This window comes from Actinomadura sp. WMMB 499 (assembly GCF_008824145.1).
In the GTDB taxonomy this organism is placed as follows: domain Bacteria; phylum Actinomycetota; class Actinomycetes; order Streptosporangiales; family Streptosporangiaceae; genus Spirillospora.
In genome coordinates this window covers 4,810,163-4,826,298 of sequence record NZ_CP044407.1, presented here as the reverse complement: position 1 = coordinate 4,826,298, position 16,136 = coordinate 4,810,163, and the positions used below count along the sequence as shown (strand labels likewise).

Here is a 16,136-nt window from a genome sequence, read left to right as displayed (position 1 = left end):
AGATGCCGCAACGCGGACGTCCCGGCGAGCCGCAGCAGCACGGCCCGCGACAGCCCCGCACGCGACGGGCCCCCACGGGACGGACCCGCGCGGGACCGCCCCGCGCGGGACGCGCTCGTCCACGGCACCCGGCGTCGCACGGCGGTACCGTCACCCGGTCGGGTAGAAGTGCGCGACGTCCTCGGGCAGCACCAGGAACGCCTCCCCGTCCACGATCTCCGCGGTCGGCTCGTACGCGACGACCTCGCGGCGGGCCGCCAGGACGTCCGCGACCGTCGCGTACTCGGCCAGTTCGGTCAGCGTCGCCAGGGTCGGCGGCAGCATCGCCAGTTCACCGGCCCACGCACGCTCCGCCGCCTCCGCGGGACGCACCCACGCCACCTGGTCGGCCTCTGTGCTGACGTCGCGCGCGCGCTGCCCATCCGGGATCGCCGCCACGAAGAACCGGGTGTCGTAGCGCTTCGGCTCGACCGTCGGGGTGATCCAGTGCGCCCACGGGCGCAGCAGGTCCGACCGGAGCACCAGGCCGCGCCGGTCGAGGAAACCGCCGAACGACAGGGAACGGTCGAGCAGTGCCCGCCGGTCCGACTCCCAGGAGTCCCCGCGCGTGTCGTCGACGACCGTCTCCGCCGTCGGGCCCGCGAGCAGCACGAGCGTCTCCTCGAACGTCTCGCGCACCGCCGCGCACACCAGCTCGCGCGCGACCGTCTCGCTCGCGCCGAACGAGGCGGCCCACTCGGCGGGCGACGGCCCCGACCACGCGAGCGACGCCTCACCGTCGCGCGGATCGACCCCGCCACCGGGGAAGACGTGGACACCGGGCGCGAACGCCATGGACCGCGTCCGCCGCAGCATGAACGCCTGCAGCCCGTGCCGGTCGTGATCGCGCAGCACCACGACCGTCGCCGCGTCCCGCGCGGGCGGCGGCTCCGCCCGTCCGGCACCGAGGTCCTCGATGCGCGCAACGAACTCCGCGGGCAGCTTCAGCCCGTTCACCATCGCCTCGCCGGCCGTGTGATCCTCATGGCGGCCAATTCGGACATACCGAATGGCGTTCCGTCAACCCCGAGTCAGCATCCGAGCGAGGAGAGCGACGTTCTCACCGCCGAACCCCGCGACGCGTGTCAGCCGACCTCGGCGATCAGCTCGACCTCGACGGGCACGTTGCGGGGCAGGGCCGCGACGCCGACGGCGCTGCGCGCGTGCCGTCCGGCCTCGCCGAACACCTCGCCGAGCAGGTCGCTCGCACCGTTGACGACGTCCGGCTGACCGTAGAAGTCGGGCGCGGACGCGACGAACCCGACGACCTTCACGATCCGGGTGACGCGCGACAGCTCGCCCACCTCGGCCTTGAGCGCCGCGACGGCGTTCAGCGCGCAGATCCGCGCCTGCGCCTTGGCCTCCTCGGCGCTCACCTCCGCGCCGACCTTCCCGGTGGCGCCCAGCTCGCCCTTCACCAGCGGGATCTGCCCGGCCGTGTAGACGAGCGAGCCCGTCCGCGCCGTCGGCAGGTACGACGCGACCGGCGGCACGACCTCCGGCAGCTCCAGCCCGAGCTCGACGATCCGCTCCTCGGGTGTGCTCATCGCCACTCCTCCTCGACTCGACTCGACTGCGAACGGGCCTACGACTGCACTTCGCGCTTGAAGTAGGCCACGAGGTTCTCCGGGTTCGGCCCCGGCAGCACGGTGACGAGCTCCCACCCGTCCTGTCCCCAGTTGTCGAGAATCTGCTTGGTGGCGTGCACCAGCAGCGGAACGGTCGCGTACTCCCACTTCTTCATGGGATTCACCCTAGCGATCGGTCCGCCTCCCGATCCCGCGAACCCACCGCCCCGTGGACCGCTCCCACCCGGCCGCACGGCCGCGGGGTCGCGGATCGCGGGGTCGCGGGATCGCGGTCAGTCGCGCGGCGGCTCCCGGCGCTCGCCCGCGGCCGTGCCGGGCTCGCCGCCGGCCGTCCCGGGCTCACCGCCCGCGAGGCCCTGGCGCTCGTCCGCGCGCGGGGCGGCGACGCCCTGCGCGGATCCCGGCTCGTCCAGGCCGATCACCGGCGGAACGTCCTCGGGCGACTCCAGCGCCGGCGACGACGCGTCGGCCGCCTTGGCCAGCTCCTGCTCGGCCTTCGCGAGCCGCTCGCCGAGGTCCGGCTTCTCCTCGGCCGCCCCCTCGCCGGCGATCTTCTTCGCGTCTCCCGTCATCCGGTCGAAGAACCGCAGGATCTCCACCGGCAGCGGCATGACGAGCGTGCTGTTCTTCTCCGCGGACACCTCGACGACCGTCTGCAGCAGCCGCAACTGGAGGGCGGCCGGGTCCTGCGACATGATCTCCGCCGCGGCGGCGAGCCGCTTGGACGCCTGGAACTCGCCGTCCGCGGTGATGATCCGGGCGCGCCGCTCCCGCTCGGCCTCGGCCTGCCGCGCCATCGACCGCTTCATCCCCTCGGGCAGCGACACGTCCTTGATCTCGACGCGCTCGATGAGGATGCCCCACGGGTCCTGGGTGATCTCGTCGATGATCCGCCGCAGCCGGGTGTTGATCTTCTCGCGCTCGCCCAGCAGCTCCTGCATGTCCGCCTGGCCGATGACCGACCGCAGCGACGTCTGCGCCACCTGCGACACCGCGTACCCGTAGTTGTGGACGTTCACGATCGCCTTCACCGGGTCGACCACCCGGAAGTAGACGACGGCGTCCACGCGAACGCTCACGTTGTCCTCGGTGATGCCCTCCTGCGCGGGCACGTCCATCGTGATCGTCTGCCGGCTGACCTTCTGCATCCGCTCCATCACCGGGATGATCGCGGTCAGTCCGGGCGCTCGCACCGCCCCCGGACGCAGTTGCCCGCCTCGCTGCACCTGTCCGAACCGGAACACGATGCCGTGCTCGAACTGCTGCACCACCCGGATTGCCGAGCCCGCGACCATCAGCCCGACCACGGCGATGCCCAGCAGCACAATAAGGATGATCGCTCCCATATCGGGCACCTCTCTCGCACGGGGCCGTCCCCCAGGTGCCCGGCGACACCGCCCGAACCCGCCGGTGCGCGGACGCACCGGACGCCCCGGTTCGGACCGGCCGGCCCGGGAGCCGGTATCACGTTTTCAACCTAACCCCGCGGGCACGCCGGAACACAACGTTCCACGCCCGAATCTTGGACGGAGGCACATCGTGTCAGGGATCACTTGCATGAGACGCGACGGCCTCTAAAAGTCCTCGCCGGGTGAACGATATGGTCGATCGGGTGAGCGCGAGAGACACCGACTGGGACGGCGTGCGCCTGCACGTGGTCACCGGCAAGGGCGGGACCGGCAAGACCACCGTCGCCGCCGCACTCGCCCTGGCGCTGGCCTCCGAGGGACGCCGGGTCCTGCTCGTCGAGGTCGAGGGCCGGCAGGGCATCGCCCAGCTCTTCGACTGCCCCCCGCTCCCCTACGAGGAGCGCCGGGTCGCCGTCGCGCCCGGCGGCGGGGACGTCTACGCGCTCGCCATCGACACCGAAGAGGCGCTCATCGAGTACCTCGAGATGTTCTACAACCTCAAGCGCGCCGGGAAGGCGATGACGCGGCTCGGCATCGTCGACTTTGTCACCACCATCGCCCCCGGCCTGCGCGACGTCATCCTCACCGGCAAGACGAGCGAGTCCGTGCGGCGCCGCAAGAAGGACAAGTCGTTCCTCTACGACGCCGTCGTCATGGACGCCCCGCCCACCGGCCGCATCACCAAGTTCCTCAACGTCAACGACGAGGTGTCCGGGCTCGCGAAGGTCGGGCCCGTCCGCAACCACGCCGACACCGTCATGAAGGTCGTGCGCAGCCCCGAGACGGCCGTCCACTTCGTCACGCTCCTGGAGGAGATGCCCGTCCAGGAGACGATGGACGGCATCCGCGACCTCACCGAGGTCGGCCTGCCGGTCGGCGGGGTGTTCGTGAACATGGAGCACGCGCCCGTCCTGTCCGAGGACGACCGCGCCCGCGCCGCGTCCGGCGAACTCGACACCGACGAGATCGTCCGCGGGGTGAAGGCCGCCGGCCTGGAACGCGACGCCGAGCCGATCGCCGCGGTGCTGGCCGCCGAGGCCGGCGAGCACGCCCGCCGCACCGCCCTGCAGCGCCGCGAGAAGGAGCGCCTGGAGTCCGTCGACCGCCCCCGGTACACGCTGCCGCTGCTGTCCGACGGCATGGATCTCGCCGGGCTGTACGACCTGGCGGCCGCACTGCGCGAGCAGGGCGCGGCATGAACGGCGTGAACGGCGTGAACGGCCCGAGCGAGCGGAGCGGCGTGAGCGGCACGAGGGAGACGAGACGATGAGCCCCACCGCCAAGGTCCCGCCCGCGCTGGACGTCGACGGGTTGCTGGACGACCGGCGCACCAAGATCATCGTGTGCTGCGGGTCCGGCGGCGTGGGCAAGACCACGACGGCCGCGGCCCTCGGCGTCCGCGCCGCCGAACGGGGACGCGACGTCGTCGTCCTCACCGTGGACCCGGCGCGGCGGCTCGCGCAGTCGATGGGCCTCAGCGAGCTCGACAACAACCCGCGCAAGATCGAGGTCGACGGCGACGGTGAGCTGCACGCCATGATGCTCGACATGAAGCGGACGTTCGACGAGATCGTCGAGGCGCACGCCGACCCGGACCGCGCGAAGCAGATCCTCGCGAACCCCTTCTACCAGTCGCTGTCCTCGAGCCTGTCGGGCACGCAGGAGTACATGGCGATGGAGAAGCTCGGCCAGCTGCACCGGTCCGGCGCCTGGGACCTGATCATCGTCGACACCCCGCCGTCCCGGAACGCGCTCGACTTCCTCGACGCGCCCGAGCGGATGGGCCGGTTCCTCGACGGCCGGTTCATGAAGATGCTCGCGGCGCCCGCGAAGACGGGCGGACGCTTCGGCGTCAAGGTGATCAGCGCCGGGTTCGGCATGTTCACCGGCGTGGTCAACAAGGTCATCGGTGTCCAGCTGCTCCGCGACGTCCAGACGTTCGTCGCCGCGTTCGACACGGTGTTCGGCGGGTTCCAGGAGCGCGCAGAGAAGACCTTCCAGCTGCTGCAGACTCCCGGCACCGCGTTCCTCGTCGTGGCCGCGCCGGAGCCGGACGCGCTGCGCGAGGCGTCGTACTTCATCGAGCGGCTCGCCGAGGAGCGGATGCCGCTCGCGGGCCTGGTCGTCAACCGGGTGCACGAGTCCGCCGCCGACGGCCTGTCGGCCGCCCGCAGCCTCGCCGCCGCCGAGACGCTCGAGGAGCGCGGCGACCACGCGCTCACCGCCGCGCTGCTGCGGCTGCACTCCGACCGCATGCAGCTCGCCGCCCGCGAGGAGCGCCTGCGCGACAACTTCGCGTCCACGCACCGGACCGTCCCGGTCACCGCCGTGCCCGCGCAGGCCGAGGACGTCCATGACCTGGACGGCCTGCGCCGCGTGGGCGCGGACCTGGCCGCGCCCGACGGCACCGCCGCCGCCTGACCGCGGGCCGGCGGGCCGGCGGCCGGCGGCCGAGCGACAGGGAAAACGAGAGTGCCGGGCCGGAAATCGGTTCGCCGTGCCGTCCCCTTCGTCTAGGTTCGCGGAGTGTTCTCTCTCAAGGAACCCCCGCTGTTCACGCGCCTCCGCGACGCGGACCGCATCCTGGTGGCCGGTGCGGGCGGCGGCTTCGACATCTTCGCCGGCCTGCCGCTCGCCCTCGCCCTCTGGGACGAAGGCAAAGAGGTGCATCTGGCGAACCTGTCGTTCAGCCACCTGGACGGCCTGCCGCTCGACGTCTGGGCGGACACCGACCTCGCGGCCGTCACACCGGCCACGGTCGGAGCCGACCCGTACTTCCCCGAAGGCGCCCTCGCGCGCTGGCTGGACCGCCACGGCCTGCCCTCGACCGTCCACGCGTTCCCCAAGGTGGGCGTCCGGCCGCTGCGCGCCGCCTACCGGAGCCTGGTCGAGAAGCTGGAGCTGGACGCGGTCGTCCTGGTGGACGGCGGTACCGACATCCTGATGCGCGGTGACGAGGCAGGGCTCGGCACTCCCGAAGAGGACATGGCGAGCCTCGCCGCCGTGCACGGCCTGGACGTCGCAGAGAAACTCGTCGTCTGCCTGGGGTTCGGTGTGGACGCCTACCACGGCGTGAACCACGCGCAGGTACTGGAGAACCTCGCGGCGCTCTCCCGCGAGAACGCGTATCTGGGTGCGGTGTCCATCCCGTTCGACAGTCGGGAGGCGGCCCTCTACCTGGACGCGGTCGACTACGCGCAGGCCTCGACGCCGGCGCGCCCCAGCATCGTGAACGGGTCGATCGCCGCGGCCGTCCGGGGACTGTTCGGCGACGTCCGCTTCACCGACCGCACCAGCGGCGGCGAGCTGTTCATCAACCCGCTCATGGCGATGTACTTCGCCGTCGACCTGGACGCTCTCGCCCGCCGCTCCCTGTACCTCGACCGGCTGGAGGACACCAGCCTGATGCGGCAGATCCACTCGATCATCGCGGCGTTCCGCGAGGAGCTGCCCCGTACCCGTCCGCCGCGCCAGTACCCGCACTGACGCACGAAAGGTTCGTCCGAAAAGGGCCACACCGGACGGACGAACAAGCGTGCGGCGCACCGGCTCCGGCAATCTCCCACACGTCCTGACATGCGAGAACGTGACCACCGAAAAGGCGCTATCAACCGGCCCACAGCACGCGCCCGATTTCGGTCGTCCGAAACTCGACAAAGAACGCACCGCGCCCAAGATGAACACTGATCGCCGATCTCCGCCGACCCGCAACCGGGCCACCGACCGCACTACACGGCGAACACGGCGGTGGGCCCGCACCTGCCATCGGTGCGGGCCCGCCGCCGTGTTCGCTGCAAAGCCGCATGACCCGAATCAGCATCGGATTCGGGGCTGCCCAAGAGCCGTCAGCTGGCTACGAGCTCTTCCTCGTCGGCGTCCGCCGACCGCTCGTACTCCTCCTTGGCGGTCTCCAGCAGATCGCGCCACGACCGCACGTCCGGCCGCCGCCGCAGCAGCGCCCGTCGCTCACGCTCGGTCATCCCACCCCAGACACCGAACTCGATCCGGTTGTCCAGCGCGTCCGCGAGGCACTCCGTCCGCACCGGGCACCCGCGGCAGATGATCTTGGCCCGGTTCTGCGCCGCACCCTGCACGAACAGAGCGTCCGGGTCCGCGTTACGGCAGGCGGCGCGGGCGGTCCAATCCGTGATCCACATCTTGGCCCCACTCCCCTAGGGTCTGTGTCGATTTGCGCTCCTTGGCCGGACGGGCGCGGACGTCAGGCCGCCAAACGAAAGCCGTGGGGAAGAACTTACGGAAGCGAGGGACGTTTCAACAGTCCCCGATGGGCCCATTCTCGATATAGCCCTCCAGGGCCATACCGCCGGAACGGACTAGTTACCTCTAGTTGACGCACGAGACACGGCGCAGGTTGTCACGATGGCGGCAGATCGGGCGGAACTTCTCGTGCCGGACGTCGCACCCGCCACGCGGCGTGTCCCGTATGCACCTGTCGTCCCGCGTACCCTAGAGCGGTGCGCGTTGCGAATACGGATCGGGGTAAGGCCCTCTCCACGCTGATCAAGCTGGTGGGGACGGGCGTCGTCGCGGGCGTGCTGGTCGCCCTGGTCGCCTTGCCGGGCGTCGGGAGCGCGGGGATCACCGCTCGCGACGCCGCGAACAACTTCCAGGGGATGGACAGCGAGCTCAACACGTCACCACCGTCGGAGAAGACGGTGCTGTACGACGTCGACGGCAAGCCGTTCGCCACGTTCTTCGACAAGTACCGCGAGTCCGTCCGGCTCGACCAGATCGCCCCCGTCATGCGGAAGGCGATCATCGACATCGAGGACTCACGGTTCTACGAGCACGGCGCCATGGACCTCGAGGGCACGCTGCGCGCCCTCGCCTCCAACGTCGGCTCCACCCAGACGCAGGGCGGCTCGACCCTCACCCAGCAGTACGTCAAGAACCTGCTGGTCGACAGCGCGCAGACGAACGAGGAGTACGAGGAGGTCACCGCCCCGACCCTCGGCCGCAAGGTCCGCGAGCTGCGCTACGCCCTCGAGATCGAGAAGACGATGTCGAAGGACCAGATCCTCGAGGGCTACCTGAACATCGCGTACTTCGGCGGCGGCGCGTACGGCGTCCAGGCCGCGGCCAAGCGCTACTTCAGCAAGCCCGCCGCCAAGCTCGACCTCGGCGAGGCCGCGCTGCTCGCCGGCATCACCCAGAACCCCACCGCGTACGACCCCCTCCAGAACCCCAAGGACGCCCGCACGCGCCGCGACGTCGTCCTCTACCGGATGGCCGAGCTGGGGCACATCCCCAAGGCCCAGGCCGACAAGGAGGCCGCCAAGCCGATCGAGCTGAACCCCACCGAGCCGGTCGGCGGCTGCCAGACGAGCCAGGCACCGTACTTCTGCGAGTACGTGAAGTACGACGTCCTCAACATCCTCTCCGGCGGCAAGTACTGGCAGATGGAGCCCAAGGAACAGCAGACCGTCGTCAACAAGCTGAACCGCGGCGGCTACACCGTCCGCACCACCCTGGACATGAAGAAGCAGCAGGCCGTCGACAAGGCCCTGCGCAGCACGGTCGACCCCGAGGGCAACCGCGTCGGCGCCGAGGCCATGGTCGAGCCCGGCACCGGCAAGGTCCGCGCCATCGGCCTGAGCAAGCACTTCGGCCCCGGCGACGGCAGGACCACGATCAACCTGCCCGCGGACTCCGCGCACGGCGGCGGCACCGGCGTCTCCGCCGGTTCGACGTTCAAGGTCTTCACCCTCGCCACCGCCCTCGAACAGGGCATCCCGGTCAACACCAGCATCAAGTCGCCCGAGACGATGTCGGTCGGCGGCTTCCAGGCGTGCCCCTACTACGGGACGTACCAGGGCAAGAAGTACAACGGTGAGCTCCTGGGCGGCGGCAGCGCGCCCTGGAAGGTCTCCAACGCCGGCGACAGCCAGTCCGGCACCTTCAATCTCGCGACCGGCACCTGGGGCTCCGTCAACACGTTCTACGCCCAGCTCGAGAAGCGCGTCGGCGTGTGCAACTCGGTCAAGATGGCCGAGCGGTTCGGCATGAAGCTGGGCAACGGCCAGCCGCTCCTGCCCGTCCCGTCCCAGGTCCTCGGCGTCAACGACGTCGACATGGTGCACCTCGCCGCCGCGTACGCCGGGTTCGCCGCCCGCGGCAAGTACTGCGCGCCGCTCGCCGTCACCGAGATCGTCGACCGCGCCGGCAAGCCCACCGAACTGCCGAAGCACGAGTGCAAGCAGGTCATCGAGCAGGACGTCGCGGACAAGGTGGCCTCGATCCTGCACGCCAACATGAGCAAGGGCACCCCGAGGGGCCGCGGCATCGGACGCCCGGCCGCCGCGAAGACCGGCACCTGCGAGGCGCACACCTGCGCCGACTTCGCCGGCTTCACCCCGAACCTGGCCGCCGCCGTCGCCTACTGGGACTTCCGCGGCCCCTGGCAGTACAAGGTCTACGGCGTCTACGGCGCCGACACCCCCGGCGCCATCTGGCAGCGCAGCATGCGCGAGGCCCTGCAGGGCGAGCCCGCTCCCGGTTTCAACGCCCCCACCCGCGACTTCGGCGACACCTCACAGGTCCCCAACGTCGTGGACCAGCCCCTCGGCACCGCACGCACGAACCTCGAAGATGCGGGCTTCCAGGTCCAGATCGCACCCGCGAACTCCGACAAGCCCCGCAACACGGCCGTCTCGACGTCCCCCGCCGCCGACGCCGAAGCGGCGCCGGGCAGCACGGTGATCCTCTACGTCAGCAACGGCCAGCAGGGCTGACGCAAGGAGGGGCCCGGCACCCGGCCGGGCCCCGGCTCACTCGGCGAGCTGCCGCTTCACCTCCGCCGCGACGCGACCGCCCTCGGCCCGCCCCGCCACCTTCGGGTTCACGATCTTCATGACCTGCCCCATGGCCCGCGGCCCCGCGGCCCCCGACTCGGCGATCGCGTCCGCCACCAGCGCCGCGAGCTCCGCCTCCCCCAACTGGGCCGGCAGGTACTCCTCCAGGACGCCCCCCTCGTCCCGCTCCGCCTGAGCCGACTCCGCGCGCCCCGCCTCCTCGAACGCGGTCGCGGCCTCCCGGCGCTTCTTCGCCTCCCGCGTGAGCACCTTGACGACGTCGTCGTCCGACAGCCGCCGCACCTGCTTGCCGGCGACCTCCTCGTTCTTCACCGCCGTGAGCGCCATCCGCAGCGTGCGCGTGCGCAGCTCGTCCCGGCCCTTCATCGCGACGGACAGGTCGGTCTCCAGCTTCTCCTTCAGGGTCATGGTCACATTCTGCCCGCACCACCCCGACCTCCTCATCGGGATTACCGCGCGCCGCCCGCGTCTGGAAGCATGGAAACCTGAGAAGGGAGAGCCGTGCAAAAGAAGTACTCCGTGCCCCTCACCCTCGTGGGCGCGGGCGCCGCGACCTTCGGGTACGCCTCGGTGATCGAGCGGAACTGGTTCCGCCTGCGCCGCTTCGACGTCCCCGTCCTCGCCCCCGGCCGCCCCCCGGTGAAGATCCTGCACATCTCCGACGCGCACCTCACCCCCGGCCGCTCCCGCCTCATCCGCTGGGTCCGCTCCCTCGAGTCCCTCGAGCCCGACCTCGTCGTCAACACCGGCGACACCCTCTCCCACCGCGACGCGATCCCCTCCTTCCTCGACGCGCTCGGCCCCCTCCTCGAACGTCCGGGAGTGTTCGTCTACGGCTCCAACGACCTCTACTCCCCGGTCCTCAAGAACCCCCTCCGCTACATCTGGCGCACGAGCAAGTCCGACTACGCCAAGAAGAAGCGCGAGCCCGACCTCCCCTACCGCGAACTCGGCTCGTCCCTCCAGGCCGCCGGCTGGCTCGACCTCAACAACCGCATCGGCCGTCTCAAGGTGGGCGAACTCGACATCGAGTTCGGCGGCATCAACGACTCCCACATCAACCTCGACCGCTACGACAAGATCGCCGGCCCCGTCGACCCGCAGGCCGACGTCCACCTCGGCGTCATGCATTCCCCCGAACCCCGCAACCTCGACCGCTTCACCGCCGACGGCTACGACCTCCTCCTCGCCGGCCACACCCACGGCGGCCAGGTCTGCGTCCCCTTCTACGGAGCCCTCGCCACCAACTGCGGCATCGACCGCCCCCGAGTGAAGGGCCTGCACCGCCACCGCGGCGCCTGGCTCCACGTCTCCGCCGGCCTGGGCACCTCCCCGAAGGCCCCCATGCGCTTCTGCTGCCCTCCCGAAGCCTCCCTCCTCACGCTCGTCCCCCGCTGAATTCGGACGCACCACTCCTCGCCATCCGCTACAGTGGTCAAGGCGCCGGGAGAACGTACGACTCCCGGGCAGCCACCAACCGGGGTGTAGCGCAGCTTGGCAGCGCGCTTCGTTCGGGACGAAGAGGTCGTGGGTTCAAATCCCGCCACCCCGACAGAACAGTCCCAGGTGAGAAGGGGTTTCGGAGGTCACTCCGGAACCCTTTTTCGATCTTCACGTCCGTGAGGAGTCAAACGGGCCGCCACGTCCTCCGATCTAGGCGGACTTGTTCGTACCGGACACGACGTTGATCGCGTCCGTTCCTGATGACCTGCTAGAGCTGGTGCCGGTAGACCTCCTCTGGGACCGCCGTGGACGAGTGCCCGCAGAGGTCGGCGATGCTTTCCAGCGGGGCGCCGCTGTCATTCATGATCGAGACGAACGAGGGCCGCAATTCGCGGGGAGTCCGCTTCTCCCCGTTCCCTGCCTTCTGCGTGATGAGCCGGAACGCTCGCCGGACGTTGGCCGCGTCCAGTGGCGTCCCGGTCGGAGAGCAGGAGACAGTATTCCCGTCCCTGCCATGCCTCCCAGCCGTCCTTCTGGTCCGTCGGCGGGGAAACGTCAGGTCGGTCCGAGTTCTTCGGGTGTTGGGGCCCGTCGGGCGTCAAGGTAGTAGTGGGCCGAGGTGTTCGTCTCCTGCCAGGGCCCGCCAGGCCGGGATTCGTACTGTGCGGTTGACGGGGCCTTCTTTCGCGCCCATCCCTCCGGACGGCAGGCCGGTCAGCAGATCGCTTCGCGCGTGGGTCAGGCGCAGGTGGCGTGCTCGATCGTGGTCCGGTTCCGGGCCCGGGTCGATGAGCACGGCGACATTCTCTCCGTCGGCGGTGTAGAGCAGGTCGACGAGTTGGCCTCCGACGAGTGCGTCGCGTTCGAGGTCCGTGACGCCGCGCGTTCCCAGATATCGCTGGAGCCGATCGCCGAGTTCTTGGTTGTGACTCTTTCCGCTGGGTGGTGGGGCGACTGTTTCCGTGGGTTTTCCTAGTGGGATCGAACGTTCTGCTAGGAGAGTCGGCAGACCCTCTTGCGACTGCCAGAAGGTGCGGGAGCCCACTGTGATCAGTTGCGACTTCGCCCGGGTGATGGCGACGTTCCACAGGTTCATCTGGCTCGCCACCCAGTGGGCCGTCCCCGCCGGGGTGTTGTGCGTCGCGACCGGGCTGAGGACCATGACGTCACGCTGGCCCCCTTGAAATGCGTGGACGGTGCCGACGCGAATTCGCTCGTGTTGGAGCATTCGGGCCAGCTCGTCCATCTGGGCGCGGAAGGGTGTCACCACTCCCACCGTTGCGGTTTCAGGCAGTTGGCCGAGCAGCACCTCGACGACGTGGCGCACTGCGTCGGCCTCGGTTCGGTTCCACCAGGAGCGTTGGCCGGGGCCTCGCATCGACGTGCTCTCCGGGACGTCCGCCCAGGCCAGTACGGGAGCGGCCCCCGACAGGTTGACCGCCGGGACCTGCCGGCGCACGTCGGTCAGTACTTGCAGGCGGCCCGCGTAGCAGTGGCCGTTCACCACGTCGGCTATCTCCGGGTGACACCGGTAGTGCTCGTCGAGCAGGAGCGTCGACTCCACGCGCCGTTCGGCCGCGTGGTACGACGAGTGCGCGTGGAAGGCGAGCCGCCGGTCTTCGAGGTATGCCGCGCTGAGCCCGGCCCGGCGCCGGGCCTGCCGTTCCTGCTGGGGAGATATTCCGATGTGACCGAGCTGCATCGGGTCGCCGATGATCAGTGCGCGGCGTGCTCGGAAGAGCAGCGGCAGTACGGCGGCGATCGAGCACTGACTGGCCTCGTCGATCACCACCAGGTCGAACAGCTTCGGCGCCAGTTCGAGGCGGCGCACCGAGTGGGTGCTGGTGGCCCACGCCTTGATCTCGCGCATCAGTTTCCGCTGGGAGCGGCGGTAGCCCCGGCGGTCCCGCAGCGTCTGGAGCCGGTCGGCCAGCAGTGTGCGGGCTCGGGCCACCGATTCCGCCGATGTCGCCTGCGAGTGTTCGTGTGACAGGTGTGAGAGCAGGGTCGCGGCGCCCTGCCGTGCGAGGCGCAGCTGTTCCTCGTCCCGTTCGAGATGTCGTGGCAGAAGCTCGCGGATGTTGCGCTCTGCCGAGACCGCGTGGGCCAGCTCGGTCAACCGGGCGGGCGGCACCGGACGTTCGGTCGTCCAGGCGGGCCACGTTTCCTGGGGTGTCGCCGCGACCAGGGCCTTCAGCGCGCGTGCCCGGCGCAGGCCGGGGAACCAGCGGCGGGCGTCCGCGGCCTTGCGGGCGCGGGTCTCCCAGCGGGCGAGCGGGGCCGTCCGGCCGGTCCACGCACGGGAGAGCAGCGCCGCCGGGAGTTCCAGCGAAGCCGCCATGGCCTCCCGGTCTTCGATGAGGTCGCGCAGCCGTTCTTCTTCGTCCACGAAGCTGTCGGCCTCGGCCCGTTGCGCCGCGGCCCGTGCGTGAACGTCCCGCAGTTCCGCAGAGACGGTGGCCGAGGCGCGCGGGGGGCGGGGCACGCCCTGCTGGAGCAGCCGCTCGATCTTCGCGGCCTCGTCCTTGAGCGCCTCGACGTTGCCCGTCCGCATCAGGAGTCCGGGGGAGATGGCGTCGCACCGTTCGGCGACGACGTTCACCGCCTCGTTGTTCGTGGACGCCACCAAGACCGTCTGCCCGGCCGCCACGCAGGTCGTGACCACGGACGTCACGACCTCGCTCTTACCGGTGCCGGGCGGGCCCGTGGCCACGGTCAGCGGACGGGTCATCGCGGACGCGACGACCTGCTCCTGGCTCTCGTTGCACGGTCCGGCCGCCACGACCGGCCATCGCGGATCCGCTTCCGCCGGCATGGGACCGCCGGGCAGCAGGGCGCCGAGCGCGGTGCCGGGGATCTCGGCGGCGCGGGCCGAGATGGCGAGCAGGTTCTCCTCCAGCCCGATGGTCGCCGACTGGGCCTTCCTCGAACGTGCCAGCACCATGGCGGCGTTGTGCGCACCGGGGCGGAGGGTCTTCGCGAAGGACTGCCCGCTGAGGGCCGCGGGCACGAGTGGCTCCAGCTCGTTGATCCCGAGGGTTTTCAGCAGTTCCCGCACGGCCCCGATCATCTGGGCTTCGTTGCCCTCCTGCCAGGTGGGCTGCCAGGTCGCGATGACGTCGGCGGCTTCCTCGTCGCGCAGGAACTCCTTGACGACTCCCGCATGCACCGACGGCACGCCGGTCGGGCGCAGTGTCGCGCGTCCCGACTCGTCCGGCACCAGCTCCAGTTGCTGGAGGAGCAGGGGCGCCGCCCGCAGCTGCCGTCTCGTCCCGGACGACGGGAGAGTCAGCGCCGGGTAGCCGTACCAGTACTCTGCGTCTCCCGGGCTTTCCTGGGGCAGTCCGGACGGTACGGGCAGGCTCGGCCCTTGCCCTGACTGGAGCGTCTCGGCGCCATCGCCTATCAGGAAATACTCTCTGTTCCGCCCTTGCAGGCGATCTGGCGTCATCCCGGAGGACGTCTGGGTGCCGAGGCAGTCGGCGTAGTAGCGCAGAAGGCTCTGCCACTCTGTGGCGTCCCCTTGCTCTCGCTCGGCCAACTCACGGGCCTTGCGCAGTGCGGGGGTGTCCTGGACGGGCCCCCGTTCGGCGGGTGGGGGCGGCAGGTGCACGGTGCTGGCGACGGAACGGGCGAAGGGCAGACTGCGGGTGGCCCGGATGATCGACCGGGTCGGACGCTGCTCCTCGGGTATCCCGTTGCGTGCCATCTGGTTGGTCAAGTAGTCGAACAGGTTGTCCGGCGTCACCCACGGGCCATTGGCGATCCGCCCGTTGCGCAGGCCCTCGACGATCTCCCCGGTGAACCGGGACGTGCCCAGTGTGGAGTCGGGGGGAGCCATTGCCGAGGCGGCTTGCAGCGCGTCGGAGGCGGTGATGAAGTAGACGCCCGTCGGATGCAGCAGGGTGCTGCGGCCCAGGTCCTCCCGGGCGCTCGGAGCGTCGCCGCCCTTCGCCGTCCAGCCCTGGACCACGGAACCGCTGGAACAGCAGTCCAGCAGCACCAGTTTGGACGCGGCGCGGCAGGATTGCAGCATCCGTTCCAGGAACTGGGCGGGGACGGCGGTACCTGGGAGATCATCCGGATCGGTGTCGCGGGTGAGGAAGTAGAGCTGGTTGTCCTGCTCGCAGAACTCCCCGTGACCGCTGAAGTAGAGGAGCGCCGTCTCGCTCTGCTGCCGTTCTTCCAGGTAGGACTCGACGGCGTGCAACATCTCGATGCGCGTCGGCTCGGCCACCACCGCACAGCCGTTGTACATTCCGATCTGGGTATTCTCCAGCACCGCCTGCATATAGTGCAGATCGGCGCGGACCGCGGGTAGATCGTGATAATTGGCGCTGTCGTAGGTGGACACCCCGACGAGCATCGCGTACCGATCGTTATCGCTCATGCCGCCCCGCCGGTGTCGGTGCTCTCCTCGTCGCCGCCGCGAAGGAACCGCTCGATGAGCTCGTCGTCGGCCCTCGCCTCCCGGCCTGTCAGGCGCAGTGTCGCGCCGTCCGGCCGGGTCACGACGATGGTCCGCTGCGGCACTCTGGCCAGCCAGATCTGCACTGCGGCGGCGACGAAGGAGCCGCCGCCGAACAACACCCCGACGAGGTCCGCGGACACTTCGCCCTTGCTCGACTCGTCGATGGTCCGTTCTCGGCGCACGTTCAGTTCGGCGCCCGTGTCGGTCGCCAGGAGATCGCCGAGCAGTTCACGCGCCTCACGGCGGGCGCGTAGCGGATCCTCGTCGATGATGTCGATCCGATGGCGGTTCTCACCCACGCCCGTGGCGTCCACATTTTCCCTTTCGATCACCACACCGTCGAGACTGATCG

The 16,136-nt window shown here is 70.2% G+C and carries 14 protein-coding genes and 1 tRNA gene; 6 read left to right on the top strand and 9 right to left on the bottom strand.

The window, feature by feature from the left end:
* Positions 1 to 150: 150 nt before the first annotated feature.
* From F7P10_RS21355 to F7P10_RS21340, 4 genes are all read right to left on the bottom strand, one after another.
* Positions 151 to 999, bottom strand: a complete 849-nt coding sequence (locus F7P10_RS21355) for an NUDIX domain-containing protein (RefSeq protein ID WP_151011571.1) — start codon at positions 997 to 999, stop codon at positions 151 to 153.
* Between the two features lie 125 nt (positions 1,000 to 1,124).
* The gene (locus F7P10_RS21350) at positions 1,125 to 1,586 is read right to left on the bottom strand and encodes a RidA family protein (protein ID WP_151011567.1); all 462 of its coding nucleotides are present in this window, start codon (positions 1,584 to 1,586) and stop codon (positions 1,125 to 1,127) included.
* A 38-nt stretch (positions 1,587 to 1,624) separates the two neighbouring features.
* Positions 1,625 to 1,783, bottom strand: coding sequence for a DUF4177 domain-containing protein (locus F7P10_RS21345; protein ID WP_021591512.1), 159 nt, complete (start codon positions 1,781 to 1,783; stop codon positions 1,625 to 1,627).
* 117 nt (positions 1,784 to 1,900) lie between these two features.
* Positions 1,901 to 2,974, bottom strand: a complete 1,074-nt coding sequence (locus tag F7P10_RS21340; protein ID WP_151011564.1) for a slipin family protein — start codon at positions 2,972 to 2,974, stop codon at positions 1,901 to 1,903.
* A 266-nt stretch (positions 2,975 to 3,240) separates the two neighbouring features.
* Here F7P10_RS21340 and F7P10_RS21335 point away from each other — a divergent pair, with 266 nt between their 5' ends.
* The 3 genes from F7P10_RS21335 to F7P10_RS21325 all read left to right on the top strand — a co-directional run bounded on the left by F7P10_RS21335 (position 3,241) and on the right by F7P10_RS21325 (position 6,523).
* Positions 3,241 to 4,236, top strand: coding sequence for an ArsA-related P-loop ATPase (locus tag F7P10_RS21335; protein ID WP_151011561.1), 996 nt, complete (start codon positions 3,241 to 3,243; stop codon positions 4,234 to 4,236).
* Between the two features lie 67 nt (positions 4,237 to 4,303).
* On the top strand, positions 4,304 to 5,458 hold the full coding sequence (locus F7P10_RS21330) for an ArsA family ATPase (protein ID WP_151011558.1): 1,155 nt from the start codon (positions 4,304 to 4,306) through the stop codon (positions 5,456 to 5,458).
* Positions 5,459 to 5,563: 105 nt separating this feature from the next.
* Complete coding sequence (locus F7P10_RS21325) at positions 5,564 to 6,523, top strand: DUF1152 domain-containing protein (RefSeq protein ID WP_151011556.1); 960 nt, start codon at positions 5,564 to 5,566, stop codon at positions 6,521 to 6,523.
* 359 nt (positions 6,524 to 6,882) lie between these two features.
* Here F7P10_RS21325 and F7P10_RS21320 read toward each other — a convergent pair whose 3' ends face one another.
* A complete protein-coding gene (locus F7P10_RS21320) occupies positions 6,883 to 7,194 on the bottom strand; it encodes a WhiB family transcriptional regulator (protein ID WP_151011553.1) in 312 nt (103 codons plus the stop codon).
* A gap of 318 nt (positions 7,195 to 7,512) precedes the next feature.
* Between F7P10_RS21320 and F7P10_RS21315 the strand changes: the two genes are divergently transcribed.
* Positions 7,513 to 9,789, top strand: a complete 2,277-nt coding sequence (locus F7P10_RS21315; protein WP_151011551.1) for a penicillin-binding protein — start codon at positions 7,513 to 7,515, stop codon at positions 9,787 to 9,789.
* A gap of 36 nt (positions 9,790 to 9,825) precedes the next feature.
* Here the strand turns inward: F7P10_RS21315 and F7P10_RS21310 are convergent, their stop codons facing one another.
* Positions 9,826 to 10,278: a GatB/YqeY domain-containing protein gene (locus F7P10_RS21310; protein WP_151011548.1), complete on the bottom strand. Its 453-nt coding sequence runs from the start codon at positions 10,276 to 10,278 to the stop codon at positions 9,826 to 9,828.
* Positions 10,279 to 10,371: 93 nt separating this feature from the next.
* Here F7P10_RS21310 and F7P10_RS21305 point away from each other — a divergent pair, with 93 nt between their 5' ends.
* A complete protein-coding gene (locus F7P10_RS21305) occupies positions 10,372 to 11,268 on the top strand; it encodes a metallophosphoesterase (RefSeq protein WP_151011545.1) in 897 nt (298 codons plus the stop codon).
* Positions 11,269 to 11,348: 80 nt separating this feature from the next.
* Positions 11,349 to 11,422 (top strand) — tRNA-Pro (locus F7P10_RS21300).
* 159 nt (positions 11,423 to 11,581) lie between these two features.
* Here the strand turns inward: F7P10_RS21300 and F7P10_RS21295 are convergent.
* The 3 genes from F7P10_RS21295 to F7P10_RS21285 all read right to left on the bottom strand — a co-directional run bounded on the left by F7P10_RS21295 (position 11,582) and on the right by F7P10_RS21285 (position 16,119).
* Complete coding sequence (locus tag F7P10_RS21295; RefSeq protein WP_254716789.1) at positions 11,582 to 11,782, bottom strand: tyrosine-type recombinase/integrase; 201 nt, start codon at positions 11,780 to 11,782, stop codon at positions 11,582 to 11,584.
* 129 nt (positions 11,783 to 11,911) lie between these two features.
* Positions 11,912 to 15,703 carry an AAA domain-containing protein gene (locus F7P10_RS21290; RefSeq protein WP_151011540.1) on the bottom strand — a complete coding sequence of 1,264 codons (3,792 nt, stop codon included), beginning with the start codon at positions 15,701 to 15,703 and terminating at the stop codon, positions 11,912 to 11,914.
* Positions 15,700 to 16,119 carry a hypothetical protein gene (locus F7P10_RS21285; protein WP_218040100.1) on the bottom strand — a complete coding sequence of 140 codons (420 nt, stop codon included), beginning with the start codon at positions 16,117 to 16,119 and terminating at the stop codon, positions 15,700 to 15,702. Before F7P10_RS21285 ends, F7P10_RS21290 begins: the two co-directional genes overlap by 4 nt.
* Positions 16,120 to 16,136 lie beyond the last annotated feature (17 nt).